Origin of the sequence: Lentzea nigeriaca, assembly GCF_016907955.1 — a bacterium.
GTDB lineage: Bacteria > Actinomycetota > Actinomycetes > Mycobacteriales > Pseudonocardiaceae > Lentzea > Lentzea nigeriaca.
In genome coordinates this window covers 387,030-413,224 of the sequence record NZ_JAFBCX010000004.1, presented here as the reverse complement: position 1 = coordinate 413,224, position 26,195 = coordinate 387,030, and the positions used below count along the sequence as shown (strand labels likewise).

Here is a 26,195-nt window from a genome sequence, read left to right as displayed (position 1 = left end):
AGGACTTCTCGCATGACGCAGTACGTGGCCGCGATCGACCAGGGCACCACGTCAACCCGGTGCATGATCTTCGACCACTCGGGTCGGGTGGTGTCGGTCGACCAGAAGGAGCACGAGCAGATCTTCCCGAAGGCGGGCTGGGTCGAGCACGACCCGATGGAGGTGTGGCAGAACACCCGCCAGGTCGCCGCCGGCGCGCTCGCGAAGGCCGATCTGACCACTTCGGACATCGCCGCCGTCGGCATCACCAACCAGCGTGAGACGGCCGTGGTGTGGGACCGCAACACCGGCGAGCCCGTCTACAACGCCATCGTCTGGCAGGACACCAGGACGGACAAGATCGTCACCGAGCTGGGCGCGCTCGGCGGTGGGCAGGAGCGGTACCGCGCCAAGGTCGGCCTGCCGCTCGCGACCTACTTCTCCGGGCCCAAGGTCCGCTGGATCCTCGACAACGTCGAGGGCGCGCGGGAACGCGCAGAGGCCGGCGACCTGTTGTTCGGCAACATGGACACGTGGGTGCTGTGGAACATGACGGGCGGCGCCGACGGCGGAGTGCACGTCACCGATCCCACGAACGCGTCACGCACCATGCTGATGGACCTCGACACGTTGCAGTGGGACGAGAGCATCGCCGCCGACATGGGCATTCCGATGTCGATGCTGCCGGAGATCCGGTCCTCGTCCGAGGTCTACGGCCAGGTGCGCGAACGCGGTGCGCTGGCCGGTGTGCCCATCGCCGGCATCCTCGGCGACCAGCAGGCCGCGACGTTCGGCCAGGCGTGCCTGTCGCCCGGTGAGGCCAAGAACACCTACGGCACCGGCAACTTCATGCTGCTCAACACCGGCACCGAGAAGGTGATGAGCGAGAACGGGTTGCTCACCACCGTCTGCTACAAGATCGGCGACGCCGCGCCGGTCTACGCGCTGGAGGGGTCGATCGCGGTCACCGGTTCGCTGGTGCAGTGGCTGCGCGACAACCTCGGCATGATCTCCAGCGCGGCCGAGATCGAGGAGCACGCGCGCTCGGTCGAGGACAACGGCGGCGCGTACTTCGTGCCCGCGTTCTCCGGTCTTTTCGCCCCGTACTGGCGTTCCGACGCCCGTGGCGCGATCGTGGGTCTCACGAGGTTCGTCAACAAGGGCCACCTCGCGCGGGCCGTGCTGGAGGCGACCGCCTTCCAGACGCGGGAGGTGCTCGACGCGATGAACGCCGACTCGGGCGTCGACCTGACCGCGTTGAAGGTCGACGGCGGCATGGTCGTGAACGAGCTGCTGATGCAGTTCCAGGCGGACATCCTCGGCGTGCCGGTGATCCGGCCGGTCGTCGCCGAGACCACCGCGCTGGGCGCCGCCTACGCGGCCGGTCTCGCGGTCGGGTTCTGGAAGTCGGAGGACGACGTCCAGCAGAACTGGGCCGAGGACAAGAGGTGGGAGCCGCAGATGGACGACGCCCGCCGCACCTCCGAGTACGCGAACTGGAAGAAGGCCGTCACGAAGACCTTCGACTGGGTGCAGGACTGAGTTCGATGAACGGCGCTTTCGTCCTTCTCAGGTGAACGCGCCGTTCATCGCCCTAGGCGGGGGCTGCGTGCACGATCACGTTGTCGCGGGTGCCGCACGTGATCAGGCGCAGCCCCTGCTCGTCCGCGTCCCTGGCGACGGCTTCCGGGAAGAAGTCGTCGCGGATGATCCGCTCCGTGCGCGACACCGTGAAGCGGGCCACCGAACCATCCCTCTTGGACACTTCGACGACGTCACCCTGCTGCAGGTCGTTCAGCCGGTAGAAGACGCCCCTGGCCCTGTTGCTCTCGATCCGCCCGACGATGATCCACTGCTGGGGATGCGTTTGGCGCCAACCGGCCTGCATGCCCTCGTTGGCCGGCGGCATCTGGACGACACCCTGCGGGTCGAGACCGAGCTCGACCAACGACGACCGCACGCCGATGCGCTCGATCCGCAGCTCCATCGGATCGGACGTACCCAGCGGTGACACCACCGGCGGCGGCGCGCCGTCGCTCGTCGCCGCCGATGGCTTCGGTGCCGGCCCATGGGAGCAGGCGGTGGCCAGCACCACGCTCAGCACCGCGATCAAGACACGAGTCCCCACGAACCCATTGACGCACATCCGGTGGGTTCGTTGCTCGTCCGGTCGAGAAGGAGCCAAACCGTGATCATTCTCTGTGAGATTCTTCTGGCTCGGTGCCGCCGCCACCGGTGTCCCGCGCGCCCTTGGGCCTCACGACCGACGGCCGGGGCTTGTCACCCGCTGCCTTGATCCGGAACGTCTGCGTGACCACCTCGCCGTCGCGGGTCGCCGGTCTCGCCGTGGACGGCCGCCGTGGGGAACCTCGCCGTGGTTCCGTCCTTTCTGGACACTTCGACCTCGTCGTCCTCGACGAGTTCCTTGAGACGGAAGAAGATTCCTGGCTGCTTGTTGCCTCGTCGGGGTTGAGCCCGAGCGGGATGAGCGAGGACTTGGCGCCGGTCTTGGGGATGCGCATCTAGGTCGGTTCCGATGGCGGCATTCCTCTGGCCACTTCGGACGGTGGGGAGGTTGGGGGAGAGGCGGCATCCGGCCAGCAGTGCCAGTGCGACCAACATCACCCATGACGAACGCATGCCCCGAACACGCTGGTGTCCGGGGCACGGTTGCGTTGCTGCTGGGCGTTACCTAATCGAGATCGTCGTGCCGCATGAGCTGGCGGCCGGACTCGGTGATCGAGCCGGACAGCGACGGGTAGACCGAGAACGTCGTCGCGAGGTGCTCGACGGTCAGCTGGTTCTGCACGGCCAGCGCGATCGGGAGGATCAGCTCGCTCGCGTTCGGGGCGACGACCACACCGCCGATGACGACACCGGTCGCCGGGCGGCAGAACAGCTTCACGAAGCCGCGGCGCAGACCCTCCATCTTGGCGCGGGGGTTCGTGGCGAGCGGCAGCATGATCGTGCGCGCGGGCACCTCGCCCGAGTCGATCGCCTGCTGGCTGATGCCGACGCTCGCGATCTCGGGGTTGGTGAAGACGTTCGCGGCGACGGTCTTGAGCTTGATCGGGCTGACGCCCTCGCCGAGCGCGTGCCACATCGCGATGCGGCCCTGCATGGCGGCCACCGACGCGAGCAGCAGCACACCGGTGCAGTCGCCGGCCGCGTAGACACCGCTGACGTTGGTCCTGCTCACCCGGTCGACGGGGATGTATCCGCCGCGCCCGAGCTCGATGCCGATCTTGTCCAGGCCGATGTCGGTGGTGTTCGGCACGGAGCCGACGGTCATCAGGGCGTGCGATGCCTCGATCGTGCGACCGTCTTCCAGGTGGATCAGCACACCGTCACCGGTGTTCTCGACCCTGTCGGCGCGGGCGTGCTTGACGACGGCCGTGCCGCGCTCGGCGAACACGTCCTCGAGCACCGCGGCCGCGTCGGCGTCCTCGTGGGGCAGCACCCGGTCCCGGCTCGAGACCATCGTCACCTTCACGCCCATCTCGGTGTAGGCGGAGGCGAACTCGACACCCGTGACACCGGAGCCGATGACCGCGAGGTGCTCGGGCAGTTCGGGCAGGTCGTAGATCTGCCGCCAGGTCAGGACGCGCTTGCCGTCCGGCTCGGCGCCCTGCAGCACGCGCGGCGTGGCGCCCGTTGCGATGAGCACCACATCGGCGCTGAGGATCTCTTCGCTGCCGTCCGCGCTGATCGCGACGACCCGGTGCTGGGCGAGCCCCTTCGAGTCGTCCGCGAACTTCGCCCGCCCGTTGATCAGGCGCACGCCCTCGCGCTGCAACCGCGCCCGCACGTCGGCGGACTGCGCCAGAGCAAGGCCCTTCACCCGTCCGTGGACGACCGGCAGGTCGACGGCAGCCTGGTCGTTGTTGGTCTGAATCCCCAGCTCACCGGCGTTGCGGAAGGCGCTGCGAGCGCCGGCCGAGGCGATGAACGTCTTCGACGGCACGCAGTCGTACAACACGCAGGCGCCACCGGCGCCGTCGTTCTCCACCACGGTCACGTCGGCGCCGTGCTGCGCCGCGACCAGGGCTGCCTCGTAACCTGCGGGTCCGCCGCCCATGATGACGATGCGGGTCACGATCATTCCCCTTCTGCGCGCTTGCTGGCCGGGCACAACCGTACGCGTTGGCCGAATCGCCCGTGTCGTCAGTACCAAAAGCTGATCGCTGGGTCGCTACGCTGTCGGACGTGCCGCTCTATGCCGCGTACGGGTCGAACATGGATCCGAACCAGATGATGGAGCGAGCCCCGTACTCCCCGCTCGCGGGGACCGGCTGGCTCGTCGGTTGGCGTCTGACGTTCGGTGGCGAGGACCTCGGCTGGGAGGGCGCTCTCGCGACCATCGTCGAGGACCCCGACTCCCAGACGTTCTGCGTGCTCTACGACGTCTCACCGCGCGACGAGTCGCGCCTGGACAGGTGGGAGGGCGCGCTCGGGCTGTACAAGAAGATCCGGCTGAGGGTGCAGACCCTCGAGGGGTCCGTGGTCGCCTGGCTGTACGTGCTGGACGCCTACGAGGGCGGCCTGCCGTCCGCCCGGTACATCGGGGTGGTGGCGGACGCGGCGGAGGCGGCCGGGGCGCCGGACGACTACGTCAACGACCTGCGGACACGGCCCTGCCAGGGCATCGGGCCCTGATCAGGGCTGACCGGGGCTGAGGCCGCACGACCGGGCGTTGGTGGCGTCTCCCGACTCAGCCGCGACGCGATCGGGGCTTGAGACCCCGGCCGATCCGATCACCCCGCGGCGACCCTGGGCGGCGTCCGGACCACAGCGCTGCCAGGGCGTCGGCCCGTGATCACGACCCGGCGGCCTCCGCCAGCAACTCCACCAGGTGATGGTGCATCCGGCGGTAGTCCACGGGCGTGATCGTCGACCACGGCGGCTGCCCGTCCACGGCCCGCCTCATCTGCAGGTACCGCCCCTTCGGTGTGTCGAAGAACGCCACCACCCTGTCGGGCCGCACCCGCTTGCCCCACTTGTCCCGCGCCGCGGCACCGAACTGCCCGCGGTTGGAGGCGTCGCGGACCATCTCTGCCAGCGTGTGGGCGTCGTCACCGCGCAGCCCGCGGGAGCGCAGCTCGGCCTCCAGCGCCTCTGGGGACGAGGCTGAGGCAGCCGCTGCGTCCAGGTCGGCCGAGGGCAGGGTGATCGAGTGACCCTCGCCAGCCGGGGCCGTGGGGAGGGCGGTCAGGGCCTCGCGCGGCAGTCCGTCGGCCTCGGCGGGGCGCAGGACCAGCTGGCCGCCGTCCAGGGTGGCCAGAACGCCTGCCTGGCCCTTGCCCGCGGCCAGGACGCGGACGCTGCGCTCGGCGAGCCACAGGCGGGCGTCGATCTCCTGCTGCGGACGGTTCAGGACGTGCAGGAGGTCTTCCAGGGTCGGGTCCAGGGCGCGCGGGCCACCCAGGCCGCGGGCGCCCAGCTGGCGCCAGACCTGGTCCTCGATGTCCCTGCGTTCCTCGCGGGTCTTGCCTGGGGACGGGACCTTGAGGACGAGCGGCATCGTCTCCAGGCCAAGGTGCTCCCAGAGGACGTCGAACTCCAGCGTGGAGATGATCACCGGGTCGCGCGTGTCGCCCATCCCGAGGTCCAGGTCGAACATGGTCATCAGTCGGTCGTGCTCTCCCCGATGACGGGCAGCGTGTAGCTGCCGACGCCGTAGATGTCGTCGCGTTCGCGCAGGTAGTCGGCGGCCTTGTGCTCCAGGTCCTCCTCGTCCTCCCCCTTGCGCGGGCCCATGCCGCCGAACGGGTCGAACGAGGACTGCATCGGCACCGCCCTGCGGTGGACCTGGTCGTTGTTGTTGGAAGCACCGACCGTGCCGTTCGGGCCCATGGCGGAACCGGACGACGAGGACACGCCGGCGGCACCGCCGTGACCCATCACCGGGCCCACGGCTGCCGACGACGCGGCGGTCGCGCCCTCCGCCATCTCCTTGCGCTCCGAGGAGCCGGAACGGCCGGAGCGCTGACCGGGAAGACCGACGCCCGCGGTGCCCGTGCCCGATCCGCCGGACGTGCCGGCCGACGACAGCGAGGTCGTCGAGCCCTTCGCGGCCGACGACGAACCGGTGGACGTCGACACACCGGACGTGCGGGTCGACGAACCCGGCTGCGTGGTGCCGCGCGGCGGGGTGACGGCGGCCGTGCGCGGACCAGAGCCCGTGCGGCCGCGCGTGACTCCGCCGGTCGTGCCGTGCGGGCCGACCATCCAGGTACCGGCCGTGCCCACCTGGGCACCACCGCCCGGCGTCACGCCGCTGCTGCTGATCTGCAGCTGCGGCGGCTGGCCGAACTGGCCCAACGTCGAGGTGTTGGCCGTCGTGGACGACGCGTAGGTGGACATGACCTCACGGGCGCGGCGCTCGGCGGCGTCCTGGGCCGCCTCCTGCTTCTCGTGGTCGGTCTGGCCGCCGAAGAGGTGGGTGAGCCCGGTGACCAGGGCACCTGGCTGTTCCGCAGTGACGTTGACGGGCTTCGGCATGTCCGCGCGGGCCTTCGAGATGTGGTTCGCCTGCAGCTCGGCCGAGTACCGCATCACGTCCGCGCCGGTGCGCGCGCTGTCCGCCCAGGCCGCGATCGGGTTGAGGCCGGCCTGCGCGATCTCGGAGGCCTTGCCCTGCCACTTCGCGCCCGACAGCGTGATGCCCTTGTGCAGGTCGTCGTTGATCTCGGTCAGCGCGGCCGACACGCCACTCCAGCGCTCCATCGACGCGAACGACGCGGAGGGGCCCGGACCTGCGTGGATGCGTTCGTACAGCTCCTTGTGGCTGTAGCCCTGCCAGCGGTGGTCTGCCATGGTCAGCACCCGCTCTTGTTCATCATGCCGGTGTTGTCGCCTTCGACCACCCGGTACTGGCGCTCGATCTGGTTCAGGTTGTCCATCGCGGTCTTGAGCTGGCGCTGGTAGTTCAGCAGCGCCTGCAGCGCGGAGTCGCCGTCGGAGATCGACCGGTCGTTGAACTTCTCCGCGGCCTCCTGGCTCACCGGGTCACCCGCCCACGGCCGGACGCGGAACTCCGTGATCGCCATCTCGATCTGCTTGTCGAGCTTGGTGAGCGCCGTGGAGAACGTGCTGCGCAACGCCGGAATCGCCTCTGGCTCCACGTTCAGCTCGTGACTGACTGGCGGCGAGGAGTCTGCCCCGCTGCGTCCCCCTGGCGGCATGGTGAGACCTCCGGCGTTTGTGCGTACAAGCGCTTCGTCACTCTAACCACCGAAAGTAACCCTGGGGAGTGGGATCAGTGACATCCGCCCGTGTGGGTCAGCGCTTCTGGAGCAAACTGGCCATCGCCGCCTCGGCCACGCGCTGGGCTCCCAGACAAAGATGATCTTGTTGCACCGCAGTGGAATTCCCGCCGTCGCGGAACATGACGTCGAGGAACTGACCGTCCGCCACGTCGATCTCCACGTTGCAGACGTCGTGCACGTCGGGTGTGCGGACGGTAATCGCCGCGAACCCCTCGATCGAGCTCACCGTGTAGTCCACCTGGGAGGTCTCGGAGAGCCACACGTCGGCGCCGGAGACCAGCACGAGCGCGAGCCTCGCGACGTTGCCGCTGGTCGTGCTGCGGATCGTGCACGCCTTCGCGCCGCCGAAGCTCGTCTCGACGTACGCGCTGGGCGGGTTGTCGAGGCTCAGCGACGTGCGCTGCTCAGGCGTCAGGATCGCGCACGGGTCCAGATTGTCGAGCGGCACGGCGCGCGGCCGTTGCGGGAAGTCCAGCTGCGAGGGCGAGGTCGCCGACGGCGGAGGCGGGGGCGGCGAGCTGCCGAGCGAACTGGGGGCGGGCCCGGCCGTGCACCCGGCCAGCGCCACCGCCACGATGAGGAGCGCCGTGATCCGCATGGCCGGTCACCGTAGCCGGTCGGGCTGGGGGTCCGTCGCGAGCCGTGACCACAGCAGCTCGTCGACGCGCTGGTCATCGATGATCAAGCTGCCGCGAAGCCGACCCTCCAGGGTGAACCCGCACTTCTCCGGGATCCGCTGCGACGCCTTGTTGAACACCGAGTGCTTGTAGACGATCCGGTGCATGCCGGCCGCGCCGAACGCCCAGCCCATCACGGCGTTGAGCGCGATCGGCAGGACGCCCTTGCCGCGGTGCGCGGCGTGGGTCCAGCAGCTCACCTCGGCCGACCCGACGAACTGGTCCAGGTTGTGGAGCACGACCCCGGCGACCATGTCCGCGGTGACCGCGTCGCAGACCGCCCACGACCAGCGGTAGTTCCTCTCCCAGCCGTTGGTCATCAGCATGATGAACGTCTGCGCGCTCAGAGCGTCGTCGATGCCCATGCGGTTCATGTACCGCTTGGTCTCCTCGTCCGAGTAGATCTCGACGAGTGCCTGCACGTCGCTGATGCGGTCGTCATTGCGGAATGCGCGCAGGTAGTACTCACCCGCGTTGATCTCGACTGGCTCCACGAGCCCAGAGGCTAATCGTCCCCGGTGAACCCGTCGTGACGTTCCGCCAGTTCATCGAGCTCTGGCCGGTGAGCCGACGCGGGCGTGCCGTCGGGAGCAGTGGTGAGCTCGATCACCCAGTCCACGTCCTCGGCGTCGTCCTCGCCGGCGAGCATGTCCCGGTGCACCGCGCACGGGCCCCAGCCCTCCTCCAGCAGTTCGGCGGCGAGTTCCTCGGCGTCGTCGCGGTCGGGGAGGATCAGCAGCACCGTCGGCGAGATCAGCCCGCGCACCGCCAGCGCGGTCCGCAACGCCGCCGTGTCCGGCACGTGCACGCCGTCCAGCCCGGCTTCGCTCGCGGCTTGCGCGTTCTCCGCGGAGTCGTCGCAGAACACCGCGGTCTCGTAGCCGAGCTCGGCCAGCACGCGCCGGAAGATCGCGGGATCCGGCTTCGCGACGCCGAGCCGCGCCGAGTTGAAGATCGCGTCGAACTCCGCGTCCAGGCCGAGCCGGGCGAGATCCGCCTCCAGCCGTGTGGTCGCGTTGGACAGCAACGCCACGAAGCACTGCTTGCGCGCGGCACGCACCAACGCCAGCGCCTCGCTGATCACCTCGCCGGGCGACGCCTCCCAGCCGCGGCCGACCTCCTGCCGCCACTGCTCGTCGGTGATCTCACCGGTGACGGCGCGGCGCAGCAGCGACGGTTCGAAAGCGACCTCGGCGATCTCGGCGGGCAGCGGTGGAAAACCGCGCACGACACCGTCGAGATCGAGCAGCAGCAACGGTTTCAGCGCCGGCGTCCGTTCCACTGGCCCCACAGGATCGCGACCGCGGGGATGAGCAGGAAGATCAACGGGTTCTTCACGAACACGAAGAACGCGATCACCACGGCCACGCCGACGACCGGCACGACCGCGCCCTCCCACCTGCGCGCGGGCACGTTCGTCGGCTCGGGGTACATCGTCATCGGCGTGGCGAACTGCGGCCGCGGGTCCGGCAGGTCGTAGAACAACGCCATCAGGTCGCCGCGAGTCTTCGCGATCGTGATCTTCGCGGACCGCTCGCCGTACTCGTCGACGTCGATGCGGCCCGCGCTCATGTGCTCGCCGAGCACCTGCAACGCCTGCTGACGTTCGGTGTCACCGATGCGGATGTCCCTGGACGGGTCGCTCACCCTTCAATCGTAGGTGAGCGACCTCGCCGGTCAGTCCTTCAGCTCGCAGATCACGGTGCCCTGGGTGATCGGGTCACCCGGAGCCGCCGCGAGACCCGTCACGGTGCCCGCCTTGTGCGCGGTCACCGGATTCTCCATCTTCATCGCCTCGAGCACCACGATCAGGTCGCCCGCCTCGACGGTCTGCCCGTCCTCGACGGCCACCTTCACGATCGTGCCCTGCATCGGCGCGGCCACCGCGTCACCGGACACCGCGGCCGACCCGCCACCGCCACGCTTCGACTTCGGCTTCTTCGCGGCCGCGGCCGGACGTGCGGAACCGACGGCGAGGTCGCCCGGCAGCGACACCTCCAGGCGACGGCCACCGACCTCGACGACGACGGTCTGGCGCGGCGTCTCGTCCTCGGAGGCCTCGGCCCCACCGGTGAACGGCGGGATCTGGTTGTCGAACTCGGTCTCGATCCACCGCGTGTGAACCGTGAAACCCTCGGGCTTCTCGGCGGTGAACGCCGCGTCCCGCACGATCACGCGGTGGAACGGCAGCACCGTCGCCATGCCGTCGACGACCATCTCGTCCAGCGCCCTGCGAGCCCGCGCGAGGGCCTCCTCGCGGTTCTCACCGGTGACGATCAGCTTGGCCAGCAACGAGTCGAACTGCCCGCCGATCACCGTGCCGCTCTCGACACCGGCGTCCACGCGGACACCGGGACCGGACGGCGCGACGAACCTGGTGACGGTGCCCGGCGCGGGCAGGAAGCCGCGACCGGCGTCCTCACCGTTGATGCGGAACTCGATGGAGTGCGCGCGCGGCGTTGGGTCCTCGAGGTGCTTGAGCTTCTCCCCGGCGGCGATGCGGAACTGCTCGCGCACCAGGTCGATGCCGGTCGTCTCCTCCGACACCGGGTGTTCGACCTGCAGGCGCGTGTTGACCTCCAGGAACGAGATCGATCCGTCCAGGCCGACGAGGTACTCCACGGTGCCGGCACCGTGGTAGCCCGCTTCGAGGCAGATCGCCTTGGCGGAGCTGTGGATCGTGGCGCGCTGCTCGTCGGTGAGGAACGGCGCGGGCGCCTCCTCGACCAGCTTCTGGTGGCGGCGCTGCAGAGAGCAGTCGCGGGTGCCGACGACGATCACGTTGCCGTGGGTGTCGGCGAGGACCTGCGCCTCCACGTGGCGCGGCTTGTCCAGGTACCGCTCGACGAAGCACTCGCCGCGGCCGAACGCAGTAACGGCCTCGCGGACAGCGGAGTCGAAGAGTTCCGGGATCTCCTCGATCGTGCGCGCGACCTTGAGTCCACGACCGCCACCACCGAACGCGGCCTTGATCGCGACCGGAAGCCCGTGCTCCTGCGCGAACGCGATGATCTCGTCCGGGCCGGAGACCGGATCCTTGGTGCCGGGCACGAGCGGCGCACCCGCGCGCATCGCGATGTGCCGCGCGGTCACCTTGTCACCGAGGTCGCGGATCGCCTGCGGCGTCGGGCCGATCCAGGTCAGGCCCGCGTCGATCACGGCCTGCGCGAAGTCGGCGTTCTCGGACAGGAAGCCGTAACCGGGGTGCACCGCGTCGGCACCGGACTGCGCGGCCGCCGCCAGCACCTTCTCGAACGACAGGTAGCTCTCGCCAGGAGTGTTGCCGCCGAGCGCGAACGCCTCGTCGGCGAGCCGGACGAACGGCGCGTCGCGGTCGGGGTCCGCGTAGATGGCGACACTGGCCAGGCCGGCGTCTCGGCAGGCACGGATGACCCGGACGGCGATCTCACCGCGGTTGGCGATGAGGACCTTGCGCAGCGACACGGCGTCGTACCTCCTGCTGGACCGGTAATTACGGCTCTGGCTGGTGCCGCAGTCTACGGAAATCGGTGAACTCCGAGAGGGAGAGACGGCTCACTTCACATCCATCGTGGGCCCATCGGCCACAATCTGCGATGTGGGTGGATCGAGGTCTGTGCTGGTGACCGCTGCCGTAGCAGTCGCCGTGGTCGTCGCAGGGCTGACGTACGCCTTCTTTCAGCGCCCCGACCACACCGATTCAGGTCAGCCCGGCACCGACGCGACGATGCGCTGCGGTACCACCGTTTGCCAGTCCATCGTGGGCAGATCGGTCGGCAAGGACTTGGTGGAACTGCTCGGCGGCACCGGCGGCGGGCGGATCAGGGTGACCGGCGAGTCCGGCACGTTCATCTTCGAGATGACGATCGCCGAGACCGGCGCGACGATCAACGACAAGTCGTTGGTGTGCCAGGAGGCCGCGACCAGCGTGTGCCTGGTGCGCGGCACTCAGGCCGGCAAGTGGCTCGGTGAGGTGCTGATCGGCAGGCGCGGCACGTGGTCGCGCGAGCAGACCACCTATCTGGCCAGCGCCGGGTACCTCGGTCTGCACGACGTCAACGAGGACGGCATCGCGGACGTCGTCGCCGCCCAGCTCGCCTGCGGCGGCCAGTGCAACAACGCGTTCGTTCAGGTGTCGTCCATCGGCGGGAAGATCATCGGCTGTACGACACCGGCGCCGGCGCGCGACCAGCTCCCTGGCTGGCCCGCACCGGCGCCGAAGATGTCCCAGATCCGGCCCTGCGCCGATGGGTAGTGCGGCGACCGTCGACCTTCACCAGGTCTTCCGGCGCTCAGCAGGGCACCTCGTGGCGCCGGCCCTACGCCCCCATACGTTCCAATGCCAGGAACTCGAGCGGCGACGGGTTGCGCCGTTCATGGCGGTCGGCTTCGCCGCTCTCGCCTGGCGTACCGGATCTGCCGCGCACCCCTTCATCCACCGTCACGGCCACCTCGGGCGCGGCAACCAACCGGCAGAACACAACTCATCCCGACACGCTCAAGTTCCTGGCATTGCCCACATACCCGATTGGCCGACGGTCGCCGCACTAGGCGTTGACGAGTTCTTTCTCCTCGGCCGGCTCCTCGAGCAGCCCCTCGCTGCGCGCCACCAGCACCGGCACGGTGATCTGCCCGGCCACGTTGGTCGCGGTGCGGATCATGTCGAGGATCGGGTCGATCGCGTAGACCACGGCCACACCGGTCGCGATCACCTGCGGCGGCAGGCCGACGACGCTCAGCGTCAGCGTCAGCATCGTGTACCAGCCGGTGGTTCCGGCGGTCGCCAACGCGCCGAACACCGCGACCAGCACGATGCCGACGTACTGCCACACCGAGAGCTGGATGCCGAACAGGTTCGCGATGAAGATCGTCGCGACGGCCGGGTAGACCGCGGCGCAACCGTCCATTTTGGTCGTCGTCCCCAGCGGCACGGCGAAGTTCGCGTACTCCTGCGAGACGCCGAGGTCCGTGGCCGCCTTGCGGGACAACGGAAGCGTGGCGCCGGACGAACGCGACACGAACGCGAACTGGATCGCCGTGGCGGCCTTGCGGAAGAACTCGACCGGCGACGTCTTGCCGACGAACCTCAGCAGGATCGGGTAGACGACGAACAGCACCAGCGCGGTGCCGAGGTAGACCGCGAGGATCAACGAGAACAGCGGCTTCACGAACGAGTTGCCGTACGACGCCACGGCGTTGCCGATGAGACCGAAGATGCCGATCGGCGCCAGCAGGATGATCCAGCCGACGACCTTCTGCACGATGTCGAAGAACGAGCGGACCAGGTTCGTGAACGGCGCGGCCTTCTCACCGAGCGCGTAGGCGGCGAAGCCGACCAGCACCGCGATGAACACGACCTGCAGCACCTCGCCCTCGGTGAAGGCGCTGAAGATGTTGGTGGGCACCAGGTTGTCGAGCAACGCGCTCCACGAACCGGACGTGCGCTTGGCGAGCTTCTCGACCGCACCGGCAGCCGGCTCGATGTGCACGCCCTGGCCGGGCTTGACGATCGCGCCGACGGCGAGACCGATCAGCACGGCGATGAACGACGTGATGGCGAACCACAGGAACGTCTTGCCGCCGAGCCGCGCGGCGGTGCGGCCGCCGCCGAGGTTCCGCAGCGACGCGATGCCGACGACGATCGCGGTGAACACCAACGGGATCACGGTCAGCTGCAGCAGCGCAGTGAAGGTGGAACCGATCTTGGCGAGCACGGGCGCGAGCCACGTGCCCTTGCCGAGCCAGCCGGCGAGCGCGCCGAGGACGAGTGCGCCGAGCACGGTCAGGCCGAAGACCTTGGGCTTGCGGTATGTCTGGACGAACGACACTGGGACATCTCCGTTTGCAGGGATGAGCGAAAGGGGCCGGGAGCAGTCAGCTCCGACAGCCCGCGCTCGTCCTGCGTGCCAGGTCGATGTGCCTGCGACGCGTCAAGTACTCGTTCACCGTTGCCCCCAACGCCGGTGTCGAGGACATATCTTCCCTGATCAGCGGAACTGTGACCAGCGCTACCAGAGTGTGGACACCGGGACGCCCACCTGACCGAGCAGGCGGCGGGTCAGCGGCAGGCTGATGCCGATGACGGACGTGTGGTCGCCGTCGATGCCGTCGATGAACCAGCCGCCCAGCCCGTCGATCGTGAAGCCGCCCGCGACGTGAAGTGGCTCACCCGTGGCGATGTACGCCTCCAGCTCCTCGTCCGTCGGTGTGCCGAACCGCACGGTCGTCGCCTCGGCCGCAGAAGCCCGGTCCGTGATCGCCCCACCGGAAACCCGCAGCACGGTGTGCCCGGTGATCAGCTCACCGCTCTTGCCCGCGACCCGCCGCCACCGCTCCCGCGCGACCTCGGCCGTGCCGGGCTTGCCCACGAGGTCACCCTCGAACAGCAGCATCGAGTCGCAGCCGATCACGACGCACTCGTCGTCGTGTTCGATCGCCTCGGCCTTCGCCGCCGACAGCGCGACGACGGTCTCCTCCGGCGTGGGGTTGTCGAGCGACGCGACCAGCGCGTCCTCGTCGACACCGGACACGCGGACGACGGGCTCGATGCCGGCGGACCGCAGGACGCTAAGTCGGGCGGGTGACTGGGAGGCCAGGATCAGACGCACGACCGGAGTCTCGCATGCCCGTTTCGCGCCTCATCAGCACCGCCGCGGTCACCCCGACGGTCGTGGACGCGACGAGCATGAGCAACGCCGCTCGCGTCGCCGCGGTGAAGTCGCCCGTCGCCGCCAGCACGATCTGCAGGACCGCGCCGGTGCCCGCGCTGCCGAGCACGCCGCCGAACTGCCGAGAGGTGTTGTAGATGCCGGCGCCCGCGCCCATCAGCTGCGGGTCGAGAGTCTTCGTGGCGATGTTGGTGAGCGGTGAATAGACCATGCCCATGCCGGCGCCGACGACGACGAGCGCGGGCAGCAGCACCCACGGCGATCCGCCGAGCTGCATCGTCATCACGCCGATGCCGAGCCCGAGCAGCGCGAAACCGGTGATCGGCAGATACTTGGCTCCCGGCCCGTTCGACCATCGGCCCGCGAAGAACGCGACCACCCCGGACACGAGCGAGGTCGGCGCGGTGAGCATGCCCGCCTCGAACGCCGACAGCTTCGGCACGGTCTGCACGAACAGCACGAGCGGCACGAACAACCCGGTGACCGAGAAGCCGATCATCACGTTGGCGACGTTGCCGAGCGAGAAGTTGTGGTTGCGGAAGATCCGCAGCGGCAGCAGTGGTTCCGTGTTGCGCCTGGCCATCTGCCAGATCACGAACTCCACGAGGATCACCACACCGGCCACGATGATGTGGCCGATCTTGATCGGGCCGACGACGCGGCCCCAGTCGTAGTGCTCGCCGTTCTGGATCCCGAAGACGGCCAGCCCGAGCCCGAGGCAGCACAGCACGACACCGAGCACGTCGAACCGGTGCGAGCGGCGGGGCTGCCAGTCCGGCACCCAGCGCAGCACCAGCGTGAGCGCGAGCACGCCGATCGGGATGTTGACGAAGAAGATCCACTCCCAGCCGAGCTGGGTGACGAGCACACCGCCGAGCAGCGGCCCCGACACCGTCGCGAAACCGGCGACCGACCCCCACACGCCGAGCGCCGCACCGCGCCGGTCCGCCGGGAACAGGTGCGTGATGAACGCCATCGTCTGCGGCGTCATGGCCGCGGCACCCAGTCCCTGCACGGCGCGCGCCGCGTTCAGCACCTCGGCGTCGCCCGCGAGCCCGCAGGTCAGCGAGGCCAGCACGAAGACCGTGAGGCCCGCGAGGTAGATCCGCTTCGGCCCGAACCGGTCGCCGAGCCGTCCGGTCAGCAACAACGGCACCGCGAACGCCAGCAGGTACGCGCTGTTGACCCAGATGATGTCGTTGAGCGACGCATGCAGACCGTTGATCATCGCGGGCATCGCGACGTTCACGATGGTCATGTCCAGAAGGATCATGAAGAAGCCGACGCAGAGCGCGGCGACCGCCCGCCAGGCGGTTCGAGTAGTACTACTGATGCGCGCTCGCCTCCTTCGTCGGCACTCTCGATGGAGTGAAACGCTGGGTGCTTGTCCTCACCGAACGCGGTTCCGATCGCGAAGGCAAGCGCAGAAGGATCGCCGCGGTTCTCCTCGTGCTCGCCGGGCTCGTCGGCTCATGGGCCGTGGGGACCGTCCTCGCGAGCGATCCGATCGGCTACGGCGTTCCGGTCTGGCCGTTCGCCGACCGCATCGACCGCGCCGAGAACGCGCTGCTCAGCCAGGTCGTCCCGGTGGTGCGCGACAACCTGCCGCTGAATCCGGCCATAGCCCAGGTGCTGCGCAAGACCGATGCCTACGGCTCCGAGTTCTGGACCCTCAAACTGAACGTCGACGGCGAAACCCGCTGCCGTGAGGTCGCCATCGGCCTGAACGTCACGAGCCGGCGGGTCGACTGCTCAGGCTGATCTTGTCGGACCCCGTGAGGCGTCGAGCGGTGGCAAGTCGCCCTGCTGGGCTTGGCGTCTGCAAGTACCACCAACTCTTGATCGAATCGCCGCCAGCTACACCCAACTGGTTCGTCCTCTGGCGGGCCTTCGGTGCGCTGGGGCGGCCGATGCACCGCGAGTTGGCGGTGGAAAAGTGCTGGTTGATCTTGAGTTGGTGGTACTTGCAGACGCCATCAGCCAGCCGGGCACGACTTTGCCGGGGCCTTGCCAGCTCGGGGGTACCCCTGCGTCAGCGTGCCTAGCCCGGGAAACCCGAGGCGCGCCAGGCGCCGTGTCCGTGCTGCAACGGCCGGCGAACCCGCCGAGCCGGATTCGCCCACTCCGAGCGCGCAGCGGGCTTGCCCTCGACGGGCGCGGCCGAAGCCAGCCCGGCGATGACCGCGGTCAGCGCCGCCAGTTCGTAGTCGTCCGGCGTGCCTTTGACGACACGCAGGAGAGGCTTCTGGTCCGGCGCGGTCACAGCGGGATGTTCCCGTGCTTCTTGGGCGGCAACGTCTCCCGTTTGTCCCGCAGCATCGACAACGCCCGCGCCACGTAGCCGCGGGTGTACGACGGCGGGATCACCGAGTCGACGTACCCGCGCTCAGCGGCGACGTACGGGTTGCACAGCGTGTCCTCGTACTCCTGCTGCAACTGGGCGCGCAGTGCGTCGACGTCCTCACCGGCGGCAGCCGCGGCCGCGAGAGTCTTGCGGTGCACGATGTTCGCCGCACCCGAGGCGCCCATGACGGCGATCTGCGCGGTCGGCCACGCGAGGTTGATGTCGGCGCCGAGGTGCTTGGAGCCCATGACGTCGTACGCGCCGCCGTACGCCTTCCGCGTGATGACGGTGACCAGGGGCACCGTCGCCTCGGCGTAGGCGTAGATCAGCTTGGCGCCGCGGCGGATGATGCCGTTCCACTCCTGGTCGGTGCCGGGCAGGAAGCCGGGCACGTCGACGAACGTCAGCACCGGGATGTTGAACGCGTCGCAGGTGCGCACGAACCGGGCGGCCTTCTCGGAGGCGTCGATGTCGAGGCAACCCGCGAACTGCGTCGGCTGGTTCGCCACGACGCCGACGGAGTGGCCGTCCACGCGGCCGAAGCCGACCAGGATGTTCGGCGCGAACAGCGGCTGCACTTCCAGGAAGTCGCCGTCGTCCAAAACGCGCGAGATGACCTCGTGCATGTCGTACGGCTGGTTCGCCGAGTCCGGGATGAGCGTGTCGAGCTCGCGGTCGGTCTCGGTGATGGCGTCGGAGACCGAGCCCGCGGTCAGCGTGCCCTCGAAGGCCGGTGCGTCCGAGAGGTTGTTCGACGGCAGGTACGAGAGGAGTTCCTTGACGTACGCGATCGCGTCTTCCTCGTCGCTGCCGAGGTAGTGCGCGTTGCCGGACTTGGTGTTGTGCGTGCGACCGCCGCCGAGCTCCTCGAACGTCACGTCCTCGCCGGTGACGGTCTTGATGACGTCCGGGCCGGTGATGAACATGTGCGAGGTCTGGTCGACCATCACCACGAAGTCGGTGAGCGCGGGGGAGTAGACGTGCCCGCCCGCGTTCGAGCCCATGATCAGCGAGATCTGCGGGATCACGCCGGACGCGCGGACGTTGCGGGTGAAGATCTCGCCGTAGAGGCCGAGCGAGACGACGCCCTCCTGGATGCGCGCTCCGCCGCCCTCGTTGATGCCGATGATCGGGCGGCCGGTCTTGATCGCCAGGTCCATGATCTTGACGATCTTCTCGCCGTACACCTCGCCGAGCGAGCCGCCGAAGACCGTGACGTCCTGGGAGAACACGCACACCGGACGGCCGTCGACGGTGCCGTACCCGGTCACCACGCCGTCGCCGTACGGGCGGTTGCGCTCCTGGCCGAAGTTGGTGGAGCGGTGCCGCGCCAGCTCGTCCAGCTCGACGAACGAACCGGGGTCGAGCAGAAGGTCGATGCGTTCGCGGGCGGTCTTCTTGCCCTTCGCGTGCTGCTTTTCGACCGCGCGTGCCGAGCCGGCGTGGACCGCCTCGTCGTTGCGTCGGTAGAGGTCAACGAGCTTGCCCGCGGTGGTGTGGACGTCCGGAACGCCTGAGTCGTCGCTGGGGACGTTCCCGATCGGCTCGGTCGCACTGCTCATGGGCTCGCAGCCTAACGAGAGCATTGCTGAACTGCCCCGTGCAGTTGTCCAGGTCACGGCAACCTGTTGGTCATCTCCCATCGCACGTACTCTCTCCCGTTCCAATAACCTGGCCCGATGGACACCGCACTCGACGCCGAGGCGCTCCGCGCGCGCCTGGTCGCACCCAACGGTCCGTATGCCGCGCTCGACGTCGTGGCGACGACGGAGTCCACGAACGCCGACCTGGCCAAGGCCGCCGCGGAAGGCGCCAAGGACCGCACGGTGCTGATCGCGTTGGAGCAGAGCGCCGGCCAGGGCCGCCGCGGCCGCACCTGGTCGTCGCCGCCCGGCGGGCTCTACGTCAGCGTGCTGTTCCGCCCGAGCGGAGTGCCGCCGAAGCAGTTGCCGTGGCTCAACCTGATCGCCGGTCTGGCGTTGGTGCGGGTCGCCCAGTCGGTTGGTGTCGAGGCCTCCCTGAAGTGGCCGAACGACCTGCTGCTCGGTCCGGAGGCCGGCAAGGGCGCCGGGATTCTGTCCGAGATCACGGCCGGTGTCGCGCAGGCCGTCGTCGTCGGCATCGGCCTGAACGTGGCGAAGCTGCCGGACGACGTGCAGCCCGCGCCCGGTGGCCTCGCCCCGACGTCGCTGCAGGACGCGGGCGCGGCCGAGCTGGATCGAGGTGAGCTGGCGTTCCGGCTGCTGGTCGAACTGGCGCAGCTGGAAGGCGTGTGGCGCAAGAACGGCGGCGACGCGGTCGAGTCGGGGGTGCTGGAGGAGTACCTGGAGCACTCGGCGACCGTCGGCGAGCACGTGCGCGTGGAACTGGCGGGCGGCGTGCAGCTGCAGGGCACGGCGCAACGCATCGAGCCGGACGGGACGCTGGTCGTGCGCGGCACCGACGGCGTCGATCACGGCGTGTCCGCAGGTGACGTGGTGCATTTGCGCCGGGCGTAGTTAGGGTTTGCCCATGGCCTATCCCGACGACCTGCTGAGCCCGAGCGAGCACGTCGTGATCCACAAGCACCCCCACTGGAAGATGCTGATCTTCCCGGTGTTCTGGTTGCTGGTGGTGGTCGCGATCGGCACCTATCTCGCCGGGCTCGTCGTGGACCAGTCGTGGGCCTCCGTCGCGTGGATCGCGCTGACCGTGATCGGTGTCGTGCTGATCATGTGGCTGACGTTCACGCCCGTGGTGCGCTGGCGGACCACGCACTTCATCGTCACCTCCGACCGGGTCATGGCGCGCGAGGGCGTCTTCAAGCGCACCGGCCTGGACATCCCGCTGTCGCGCATCAACAGCGTCCGGTTCGAGCACAGCCTGCTCGACCGGGTGCTGGGCTGCGGCACGCTGATCATCGAGTCGGCGTCGGACGAGCCGCTCGAGTTCGACGACATCCCGTCCGTGGAGAAGGTGCATTCGTTGCTGTACCGCGAGGTCAACGACAACCCCGACGACGACTTCCACCCGAGGACGCTCGATGGGCGCGCGTGAGGCCGGCCTGCCCGACGTCGTCCCGTCCGGGTCGCTGCCCTCGCGGGTGACGATCTGGGAGGTCGGCGCGCGGGACGGGCTGCAGAACGAGTCCACCGTCGTTCCGGTGGCGGTGAAGCTCGAGTTCCTGTCGCGGCTCGCCGACGCGGGACTGTCCGTTTTGGAGGCAACGTCCTTCGTGCACCCGAAGTGGGTGCCGCAGCTGGCCGACGCGGCTGAGCTCCTGTCCGGTTTGGACGCCAAGCCCGGCGTCATCTACCCGGTGCTGGTGCCGAACGAGCGTGGCCTCGACCGGGCGCTGGAGGCCGGGGTCAAGCACATCGCGATCTTCGCCTCGGCCACGGAGACGTTCGCGTCGAAGAACCTGAACCGGACGCTCGACTCGCAGTTCGAGATGTTCGAGCCGACGGTGAAGCGGGCCCTGTCGGCGGGCATGGACGTGCGCGGGTACGTCTCGATGTGCTTCGGCGATCCGTGGGAGGGTGCCGTTCCGCGCGCCCAGGTCGTGGCGGTCGGCGAGCGGTTGCTGGAGATGGGCTGCTCGCAGCTGTCGCTGGGCGACACGATCGGCGTGGCGACGCCCGGCCAGGTCGAGTCGCTCGTGGAGGGCTTCCGGGACGTGACCCGGCTGGCCGTGCACTTCCACGACACCTACGGGCAGGCGCTGTCGAACACGCTGGCCGCCTTGCGTTGTGGCGTCACGACTGTGGACTCCTCCGCCGGCGGTCTGGGCGGCTGTCCGTACGCGGAGTCCGCGACCGGGAACCTCGCCACCGAGGATCTGGTGTGGATGCTCGACGGGCTGGGCATCGAGACCGGCGTCGACCTGGACAAGCTCGTCGAGACCTCGGTGTGGATGGCGGAACAGCTCGGCCGGCCGAGCCCGTCGCGCGTGGTGCGGGCGCTGGCGAAGTGAAGGTCGTCGAGCTGACTGCTGAGACTTGGCCGTTGGCCGAGGCGTTGTTCAGCACCAGCAAGACGGTCGAGTGGTGCTTCTGCACGTGGTTCATGCAGACCAACGCCGAGATGAAGACCAACGACAACCGTGCGGTGCTGCGTGAGCGGCTCGGGTCGCCGATCGGGCTGCTGGCGGTGGACGGGTCCGAGGCGGTCGGCTGGGTCGCTGTCGCACCGCGGGCGTCGTACTCGCGGCTGACGCGGTCGAAGATCACCGCACCGGTGTCCGACGACATCTCCGGAGTCTGGTCGGTGACGTGCTTCTACGTGCATCGGTCGGCACGGCGCCAGGGCGTGACGTCGCTGCTGCTGGACGCGGCGGTCGAGTACGCGCGCAAGGCCGGTGCGAAGTCGATCGAGGGCTATCCGATCGACACCGAGGGCAGGAAGCTGCAGGCCGGCGAGCTGTACCACGGGCGGCTGGCGATGTTCCTCGACGCGGGGTTCGAGCTGGTCGAACGGCGGGGCACGCGGCGGGCGCTGGTCAACCGCGTGCTGTGAACATTCCGGTGGCGATGAACCGGTAGACCAGCTCGTCGCCCCGGTGGGCCGTGCCCGCGAACTCGACCAGGCCCAGGTTCGGTCGCTTCTTCGACAGCCGCGCGCTCAGCACCTCGGCGGCGAACGTCAGCTTGTCGCCCGCGTAGACCGGTGCCAGCCAGGACAGCTCGCGGCCGCCCGGCGAGCCCTGGGACGTCGAGTCGGACAGCACCACGTCGACCCAGCGGCGCATCCACAGCGACGCCGTGTACCAGCCGGAGGCGGACAAACCGCCGAAAATCGAGTTCCGTCCCGCTTCCTCGTCCAGGTGGAACGGTTGTGGATCGAACTTCCTCGCGAACTCGACCATGTCGTCCCGGTCGACGATTATCTCGCCGAGCGGGATGATTCGGCCTGCGGGCAGATCCTCGAACGCGATCACGCGTTGATCGTACGTAACTGAATTCGCTGGGAACCGATCTAAGGGCAACGGCGTCCAAGAGCCCGAGCCCAGGGCTATGCGTGTGTGAGGGGGACTCGGTGGACGACCACCGTGCGCAGGTCGAGGAGCTGCTGGCCGACTACCGGCGCAGCCGCGAGCAGCTGGCGTCGGTCCAGCGTGAGCTCGCTGCCGTGTCCGGTCAGGCCTCCAGTCCGGACGGGACGGTCACCGCGTTGGTCGGCGCGGGTGGACAGCTCAAGTCGCTGGAGCTGTCGGAGCTGGCCTATCGCAGGCACCGGCCGGAGCAGCTGGCGGAGCTGATCGTCAGGACGGTCGCGGCGGCTGCCGCGTCGGCGGCTGAGGACACCTACCAGACGTTGAGCACGGTGTTGCCTGCCTCGACCGATCCTGTCGCGTTGGTCGCGGGGACGGCCGATCTGCGGCCTGCCGAGTACGAGCCGGAGCCCGCACCCGAGGTGGCACGGCAGCCTGCCCGCCGTCGCGTTGACGACGACGAGGACAACGAGCAACGGGAGAGCTGGCTCGACTCCGAGCTCATCCACAGGAGGGTTCGATGACCGGGTACGAGGCCGATCTCGATCGGCTGGACGCCGGGGCGCGTGAGCTGCGCGGGTTCGCCGGCCAGGCCAAGGAGATCGCGGGGACGCTGGACAAGGCGCTGGCGGCGTTCGGTGCCTGCTGGGGTGATGACGCGGTGGGGCGGAGTTTCGCCGCCTCGCACGAGAAGCCGTCCGGGGATGCGGCGGGGGCGGTGTCCGGGCTTTCCACGACGTTGGGGGACGTGGGCGACAAGCTCGCCGCGACGGCCGAGACGTACCGGCACGTCGAGGAGAGCAACGCGACCGCGATGCGAAGGTTGGACGGCTGACATGGGCATCGAGCTTCCCGTCGAACTCACCGAGGTCGCCGCGAAGGCCGGCGTTTCGTGGCCCAAGGCGGACGAGGACGCCATGCGTTCGAGTGCCGCGGCGTGGCGCGAGGCGGGCGACAAGATCAAGACCCTCGGTACGTCGTCCGATGGTGCGGCCACGCGTGCGCTGGAGGGCGTGACCGGTGCTACCGGGGACGCCGCGCGTGGGCGGTGGGCCAAGGTCGTGGCGCCGGACGGCGAACTGCAGCGGGCGGCCAAGGGGTGTCACGCCGCTGCCGACCGTCTTGACCACGCCGCCCAGCAGGTGGGGGCCGCGAAGGTCGAGATCGTCCGTGAGCTGGTGACGCTCGCCAAGAACAACGACGCGGCGAAGGCGTCGGCCTCCGCGGGCAACCCCAACGCTTTGCTCGGCCTCGACACGTTGACCCGCGGCACCGCGGCCAACGTCGCGAACCTCCACAACACGCTGTCGGCTGCCATTCGGCTGGACAGCGGCGTGGACATGAGCCAGGCCTCGCCGCCGGTCAACACCGCGCCCGGCGCCCACGGTCCCGGTGGCGGTGGTGGTCTGCTGTCGCCGGTCACGAACATCGTCGGTGGCGCGGTCGAGCCCGTCGGTCAGGTCGTGCGCGACGCGACGGCTCCCGTGGCGCCCGTGGTCAACGCCGTGACCGGGCCGGTCGCGCCCGCCGTGGGGGCGGCGACCGGCACCGTGGCACCCGTTCTCGGTGCCACTGCCCCCGTGACCGCGCCTGTCGCGGCCATCCTGCAGCCGGCCGTCGAAGCGGTGCCCGGTGGCCACGACACCGTCGGCCAGGTGGTCGACGCGGTCGACGGCCGGGGTGAAGGTCCCCGCGGCGAAGGCCCTCCCGGCAATCCCGGTCGTGGTGAGGGCCCTGGCAACCCCACGCTCCCCGGTCCGGTGCCCGACACGAGCCAGGCGTCCGCGCATGTGGTGCCGCCGGTGGCGGACGTCATCCCCAGCGTTCAGGGCTCCCTCGGCCAGATCGCCGAGGGCACGACGCAGGCCTCGGCCGCTGTTCTCGACCAGCCACTGATCCGTGGTGGCGACATGCACGGCCAACCGGGGCCCGCGCCCGCCGCGTCGGTGCCTCCGGCTCAGGCGGCTCCCGCGGCACCGGCCTTCGGTGGCGCACCCGCCGCTGGACCGGTGAGTGGTCCGGTGGGTGGCGCGGTCGGTGCTGTCAGCGGTGCGGTGAGCGGTGCCGTCGGTGGTGTGCCGTCGGCGGCTCCCGCGGCCGCTGCCCAGGTCGGCCCGGTCGTGGGCCAGCAGCCCGGCCAGCAGGCAGCAGGGCAGCAGGGACAGGCTGCTCAGCAAGCCGCGAAGGCCGTGGAAGCGAAGGCGGCGGAAGCCAAGGCTGGTCCGCAGGCGGCACCGGCGGCCAAGACAGGGCTGCCGACGGGATCGGCCGCCCAGGCGGTCGCCGGGCAGGCGAGCCAGGCGACTCAGGTCGGCCAGTCCGGCAACCAGGTCACCGGTCAGAACCAGCCCCAAGGGCCGGGCCAGAGCGGCAGCCAGGCTTCCGGTCCGGGACAGCCGGGCGCCAAGGACCCCGCGGCCAAGGACCTGTCGAAGGAAGCGCTCGACGCTCTGCGGGACGGTGCGCCGGGCGCGGAGCACCAGGTCGGCCAGACCGTCACCTCGGGCCCGATGGCAGGCGTCGACGTCAACGGTCACCAGAGCGGATCGCTCACCGACCGCCTCGAGAACCGCGAGCAGAACCAGGCCCTGTCCGGCGTGCCGGGCGTCGCGTACGACCTCGCCCGCCACGGCTACACCGCGGCGGCCGCCGGCAGCTGGTTCATGGCGATCTTCCTCAGCGCGGGCACGGCTCCTCGCCTCGCCCCGAAGCCGTCGCGGCAGCTCCCGGCACCGGTCCAGCAGGACGAGCAGCAGGTGGTTCCCCGGTTCGCCCCGCAGGACCACCCGCAGGCCGACCTGGTCGACACGTCCTTCCCGCAACCGTCCGAGCAGTCGGAAGGCCTCGGCAAGGATCACCCGGTCGTGCAGGAGCTGCTCGAGGGCTACGACCCGTTGGCGGGCATGCACGAACGCGACTGGGAAAGCCTCTTCCAGGACGAGGACGGCACCCCGCGCTGGCCGGTCGAACGTGAAGGCGGCTACGAGGACAGCCGGCCGGAGGTCCTCAAGGCGGGCGCCGAGCTCGACAGGTTCGGCACGCCGGAAGGCCGTGTCCTGTCCAAGGCGGGCACCCCGTTCAAGGAGCGCTCGCTGCCCCCGCAGGCAGCGGAGGAGGGCTACCGCCGGTACGTCGTCACGCGCGATCTGCCCGTCCACCGCACGATCAGCGCGCCGTGGTTCGGCCAGCCCGGCGGCGGAAGCCGTTACCGCACCACCTATCCCGTCGCCGACCTCGTCGCGCTCGGCTACCTCACGGAGATCACCGCATGAACGTCGAGACGCTGCCCGAGTGGTTGACGAAGATCGGTGTGCCCGACGACGTCGTCAGCATCGGCGAGGAGGCGGAGGGGCGCTGGTGCCTCCTCGCCGACGACGACGGCAAGGGCCACGAGGTGTTCTGGCAGGAGCAGGGCAACCGCTACGACTGGGCCCGGTTCGACGACGAGAGCGTGGCGTGCCACTACCTCTTCGGCCGGCTGGCGTGGGCTCAGGTCGCGCGCGGAAGTCTCACCGTGCCAACAGCTTGAGCGCTGCCTCGTGCAGGTGGCCGTTCGACGTCAGCACGCTGCCGCCGTCGTAGCGCACCTCGCCGTCGAGCGAGGTGAAACGGCCACCTGCCTCGGTCACGAGCACCTGGAACGGGGCGATGTCCCACGGGTTCGCCACGCATTCGGGTGCGAGGTCGATGGCACCCTCGGCGACCAGGCAGTGCTGGTAGAAGTCGCCGAACGCGCGGCTCTCCCAGGTCGCGTCGACGAGCCGCAGCCAGGCCTCGCGTGAGTGGTATTCCACCCACGACTTGATGTCCGTGGTCGACACGTACGCGTCCTCGAGAGAACGCACGCCGGACACGGAGATCGCGCGCTCACCGGACGCGTCCGACATGAACGCGCCACCACCGGCACCCGCCCACCAACGGCGACCCATCGCGGGCGCCGACACGACACCCACGACCGGTGTGCCGTCGACCACGAGAGCGATCAACGTCGCCCAGATCGGCACGCCGCGCAGGAAGTTCTTGGTGCCGTCGATCGGGTCGAGTACCCAGACGCGCGAGGCGTCCAGCGTGCCGCCACGCTCCTCGCCCATGACGACGTCGTCGGGACGTTCGGAAGACAGCAGCTCACGGACGGCGTCCTCGACCGCGACGTCGGCGTCGGTGACGGGCGTGCGGTCCGGTTTGCGCTCGACGGAGAGGTCGTGGGCGCGGAACCGGGCGGCGGTGATGGCGTCCGCGGCGTCGGCGAGGCGGAGGGCGAGTTGAAGATCAGCATCGTGGCGTGACACGCGGCGATCGTTCCACGAATAC

The 26,195-nt window shown here is 69.5% G+C and carries 29 protein-coding genes; 12 read left to right on the top strand and 17 right to left on the bottom strand.

What is annotated here, in order from left to right:
* The first annotated feature begins 12 nt into the window (after positions 1 to 12).
* Positions 13 to 1,521: a glycerol kinase GlpK gene (glpK, locus tag JOD27_RS16370; RefSeq protein WP_204763106.1), complete on the top strand. Its 1,509-nt coding sequence runs from the start codon at positions 13 to 15 to the stop codon at positions 1,519 to 1,521.
* Positions 1,522 to 1,573: 52 nt separating this feature from the next.
* On the opposite strand, the gene JOD27_RS46645 is transcribed toward glpK, so the two are convergent.
* On the bottom strand, positions 1,574 to 2,107 hold the full coding sequence (locus JOD27_RS46645; protein ID WP_204763105.1) for a sortase domain-containing protein: 534 nt from the start codon (positions 2,105 to 2,107) through the stop codon (positions 1,574 to 1,576).
* A gap of 564 nt (positions 2,108 to 2,671) precedes the next feature.
* Complete coding sequence (locus tag JOD27_RS16360; protein ID WP_204763104.1) at positions 2,672 to 4,075, bottom strand: NAD(P)H-quinone dehydrogenase; 1,404 nt, start codon at positions 4,073 to 4,075, stop codon at positions 2,672 to 2,674.
* Between the two features lie 110 nt (positions 4,076 to 4,185).
* Between JOD27_RS16360 and JOD27_RS16355 the strand changes: the two genes are divergently transcribed.
* Positions 4,186 to 4,635 (top strand): gamma-glutamylcyclotransferase family protein, encoded by a 450-nt coding sequence (locus JOD27_RS16355; protein ID WP_109639156.1) that lies wholly within the window; start codon positions 4,186 to 4,188, stop codon positions 4,633 to 4,635.
* A 160-nt stretch (positions 4,636 to 4,795) separates the two neighbouring features.
* On the opposite strand, the gene JOD27_RS16350 is transcribed toward JOD27_RS16355, so the two are convergent.
* The 8 genes from JOD27_RS16350 to JOD27_RS16315 all read right to left on the bottom strand — a co-directional run bounded on the left by JOD27_RS16350 (position 4,796) and on the right by JOD27_RS16315 (position 11,368).
* Positions 4,796 to 5,605 (bottom strand): ESX secretion-associated protein EspG, encoded by an 810-nt coding sequence (locus JOD27_RS16350; RefSeq protein ID WP_204763103.1) that lies wholly within the window; start codon positions 5,603 to 5,605, stop codon positions 4,796 to 4,798.
* The gene (locus JOD27_RS16345) at positions 5,605 to 6,795 is read right to left on the bottom strand and encodes a PPE domain-containing protein (RefSeq protein WP_204763102.1); all 1,191 of its coding nucleotides are present in this window, start codon (positions 6,793 to 6,795) and stop codon (positions 5,605 to 5,607) included. The genes JOD27_RS16350 and JOD27_RS16345 overlap by 1 nt, the downstream gene beginning before the upstream one ends.
* A 2-nt stretch (positions 6,796 to 6,797) precedes the next feature.
* Complete coding sequence (locus tag JOD27_RS16340; protein WP_307830156.1) at positions 6,798 to 7,103, bottom strand: transcriptional regulator; 306 nt, start codon at positions 7,101 to 7,103, stop codon at positions 6,798 to 6,800.
* Between the two features lie 157 nt (positions 7,104 to 7,260).
* Positions 7,261 to 7,845, bottom strand: a complete 585-nt coding sequence (locus JOD27_RS16335) for a DUF3558 domain-containing protein (protein ID WP_204763100.1) — start codon at positions 7,843 to 7,845, stop codon at positions 7,261 to 7,263.
* 6 nt (positions 7,846 to 7,851) lie between these two features.
* Positions 7,852 to 8,418: a GNAT family N-acetyltransferase gene (locus tag JOD27_RS16330; RefSeq protein WP_204763099.1), complete on the bottom strand. Its 567-nt coding sequence runs from the start codon at positions 8,416 to 8,418 to the stop codon at positions 7,852 to 7,854.
* Between the two features lie 11 nt (positions 8,419 to 8,429).
* Positions 8,430 to 9,206 carry an HAD-IA family hydrolase gene (locus JOD27_RS16325; RefSeq protein ID WP_204763098.1) on the bottom strand — a complete coding sequence of 259 codons (777 nt, stop codon included), beginning with the start codon at positions 9,204 to 9,206 and terminating at the stop codon, positions 8,430 to 8,432.
* On the bottom strand, positions 9,185 to 9,571 hold the full coding sequence (locus JOD27_RS16320; protein ID WP_204763097.1) for a DUF1707 SHOCT-like domain-containing protein: 387 nt from the start codon (positions 9,569 to 9,571) through the stop codon (positions 9,185 to 9,187). Before JOD27_RS16320 ends, JOD27_RS16325 begins: the two co-directional genes overlap by 22 nt.
* Before the next feature lie 30 nt (positions 9,572 to 9,601).
* Positions 9,602 to 11,368, bottom strand: coding sequence for an acetyl/propionyl/methylcrotonyl-CoA carboxylase subunit alpha (locus JOD27_RS16315; protein ID WP_204763096.1), 1,767 nt, complete (start codon positions 11,366 to 11,368; stop codon positions 9,602 to 9,604).
* Positions 11,369 to 11,525: 157 nt separating this feature from the next.
* Between JOD27_RS16315 and JOD27_RS16310 the strand changes: the two genes are divergently transcribed.
* Positions 11,526 to 12,158 carry a hypothetical protein gene (locus JOD27_RS16310; RefSeq protein WP_204763095.1) on the top strand — a complete coding sequence of 211 codons (633 nt, stop codon included), beginning with the start codon at positions 11,526 to 11,528 and terminating at the stop codon, positions 12,156 to 12,158.
* 292 nt (positions 12,159 to 12,450) lie between these two features.
* Here the strand turns inward: JOD27_RS16310 and JOD27_RS16305 are convergent, their stop codons facing one another.
* From JOD27_RS16305 to JOD27_RS16295, 3 genes are all read right to left on the bottom strand, one after another.
* Positions 12,451 to 13,731: a dicarboxylate/amino acid:cation symporter gene (locus JOD27_RS16305; protein ID WP_204763094.1), complete on the bottom strand. Its 1,281-nt coding sequence runs from the start codon at positions 13,729 to 13,731 to the stop codon at positions 12,451 to 12,453.
* A 180-nt stretch (positions 13,732 to 13,911) separates the two neighbouring features.
* Complete coding sequence (locus JOD27_RS16300) at positions 13,912 to 14,511, bottom strand: Maf family protein (RefSeq protein ID WP_204763093.1); 600 nt, start codon at positions 14,509 to 14,511, stop codon at positions 13,912 to 13,914.
* Complete coding sequence (locus JOD27_RS16295; protein WP_307830187.1) at positions 14,471 to 15,904, bottom strand: DHA2 family efflux MFS transporter permease subunit; 1,434 nt, start codon at positions 15,902 to 15,904, stop codon at positions 14,471 to 14,473. The genes JOD27_RS16300 and JOD27_RS16295 overlap by 41 nt, the downstream gene beginning before the upstream one ends.
* A 35-nt stretch (positions 15,905 to 15,939) precedes the next feature.
* Between JOD27_RS16295 and JOD27_RS16290 the strand changes: the two genes are divergently transcribed.
* Positions 15,940 to 16,332 carry a hypothetical protein gene (locus JOD27_RS16290; RefSeq protein WP_204763091.1) on the top strand — a complete coding sequence of 131 codons (393 nt, stop codon included), beginning with the start codon at positions 15,940 to 15,942 and terminating at the stop codon, positions 16,330 to 16,332.
* A gap of 280 nt (positions 16,333 to 16,612) precedes the next feature.
* Here the strand turns inward: JOD27_RS16290 and JOD27_RS16285 are convergent, their stop codons facing one another.
* Together JOD27_RS16285 and JOD27_RS16280 are read right to left on the bottom strand one after the other, a co-directional pair.
* Positions 16,613 to 16,834 carry an acyl-CoA carboxylase subunit epsilon gene (locus JOD27_RS16285; RefSeq protein ID WP_204763090.1) on the bottom strand — a complete coding sequence of 74 codons (222 nt, stop codon included), beginning with the start codon at positions 16,832 to 16,834 and terminating at the stop codon, positions 16,613 to 16,615.
* Entirely contained in the window at positions 16,831 to 18,477 is a 1,647-nt protein-coding gene (locus tag JOD27_RS16280; protein ID WP_204763089.1) for an acyl-CoA carboxylase subunit beta, read from the bottom strand. The genes JOD27_RS16285 and JOD27_RS16280 overlap by 4 nt, the downstream gene beginning before the upstream one ends.
* A 117-nt stretch (positions 18,478 to 18,594) precedes the next feature.
* On the opposite strand from JOD27_RS16280, the gene JOD27_RS16275 reads away from it, so the two are divergent.
* Genes JOD27_RS16275 through JOD27_RS16260 form a run of 4 tightly spaced genes read left to right on the top strand, consistent with a single transcriptional unit; the run spans position 18,595 to position 21,409 of the window.
* Positions 18,595 to 19,413, top strand: a complete 819-nt coding sequence (locus JOD27_RS16275; protein ID WP_204763088.1) for a biotin--[acetyl-CoA-carboxylase] ligase — start codon at positions 18,595 to 18,597, stop codon at positions 19,411 to 19,413.
* A 13-nt stretch (positions 19,414 to 19,426) separates the two neighbouring features.
* The gene (locus JOD27_RS16270; protein ID WP_204763087.1) at positions 19,427 to 19,951 is read left to right on the top strand and encodes a PH domain-containing protein; all 525 of its coding nucleotides are present in this window, start codon (positions 19,427 to 19,429) and stop codon (positions 19,949 to 19,951) included.
* Positions 19,938 to 20,867 carry a hydroxymethylglutaryl-CoA lyase gene (locus JOD27_RS16265; RefSeq protein ID WP_204763086.1) on the top strand — a complete coding sequence of 310 codons (930 nt, stop codon included), beginning with the start codon at positions 19,938 to 19,940 and terminating at the stop codon, positions 20,865 to 20,867. Before JOD27_RS16270 ends, JOD27_RS16265 begins: the two co-directional genes overlap by 14 nt.
* The gene (locus tag JOD27_RS16260; RefSeq protein ID WP_204763085.1) at positions 20,864 to 21,409 is read left to right on the top strand and encodes a GNAT family N-acetyltransferase; all 546 of its coding nucleotides are present in this window, start codon (positions 20,864 to 20,866) and stop codon (positions 21,407 to 21,409) included. Before JOD27_RS16265 ends, JOD27_RS16260 begins: the two co-directional genes overlap by 4 nt.
* Here JOD27_RS16260 and JOD27_RS16255 read toward each other — a convergent pair.
* Complete coding sequence (locus JOD27_RS16255) at positions 21,393 to 21,830, bottom strand: MaoC family dehydratase (RefSeq protein ID WP_307830155.1); 438 nt, start codon at positions 21,828 to 21,830, stop codon at positions 21,393 to 21,395. The two genes, JOD27_RS16260 and JOD27_RS16255, sit on opposite strands and share 17 nt — an antisense overlap.
* 98 nt (positions 21,831 to 21,928) lie before the next feature.
* Here JOD27_RS16255 and JOD27_RS16250 point away from each other — a divergent pair, with 98 nt between their 5' ends.
* Genes JOD27_RS16250 through JOD27_RS16235 form a run of 4 tightly spaced genes read left to right on the top strand, consistent with a single transcriptional unit; the run spans position 21,929 to position 25,413 of the window.
* Positions 21,929 to 22,408 carry a YbaB/EbfC family nucleoid-associated protein gene (locus JOD27_RS16250; protein WP_204763084.1) on the top strand — a complete coding sequence of 160 codons (480 nt, stop codon included), beginning with the start codon at positions 21,929 to 21,931 and terminating at the stop codon, positions 22,406 to 22,408.
* Positions 22,405 to 22,719, top strand: a complete 315-nt coding sequence (locus JOD27_RS16245) for a DUF2563 family protein (protein WP_204763083.1) — start codon at positions 22,405 to 22,407, stop codon at positions 22,717 to 22,719. The genes JOD27_RS16250 and JOD27_RS16245 overlap by 4 nt, the downstream gene beginning before the upstream one ends.
* Position 22,720: 1 nt before the next feature.
* Positions 22,721 to 25,156, top strand: coding sequence for a TNT domain-containing protein (locus JOD27_RS46060; RefSeq protein ID WP_204763082.1), 2,436 nt, complete (start codon positions 22,721 to 22,723; stop codon positions 25,154 to 25,156).
* The gene (locus JOD27_RS16235) at positions 25,153 to 25,413 is read left to right on the top strand and encodes a hypothetical protein (RefSeq protein ID WP_204763081.1); all 261 of its coding nucleotides are present in this window, start codon (positions 25,153 to 25,155) and stop codon (positions 25,411 to 25,413) included. Before JOD27_RS46060 ends, JOD27_RS16235 begins: the two co-directional genes overlap by 4 nt.
* On the opposite strand, the gene hisN is transcribed toward JOD27_RS16235, so the two are convergent.
* On the bottom strand, positions 25,394 to 26,173 hold the full coding sequence (hisN, locus tag JOD27_RS16230; RefSeq protein WP_204763080.1) for a histidinol-phosphatase: 780 nt from the start codon (positions 26,171 to 26,173) through the stop codon (positions 25,394 to 25,396). The two genes, JOD27_RS16235 and hisN, sit on opposite strands and share 20 nt — an antisense overlap.
* Positions 26,174 to 26,195 lie beyond the last annotated feature (22 nt).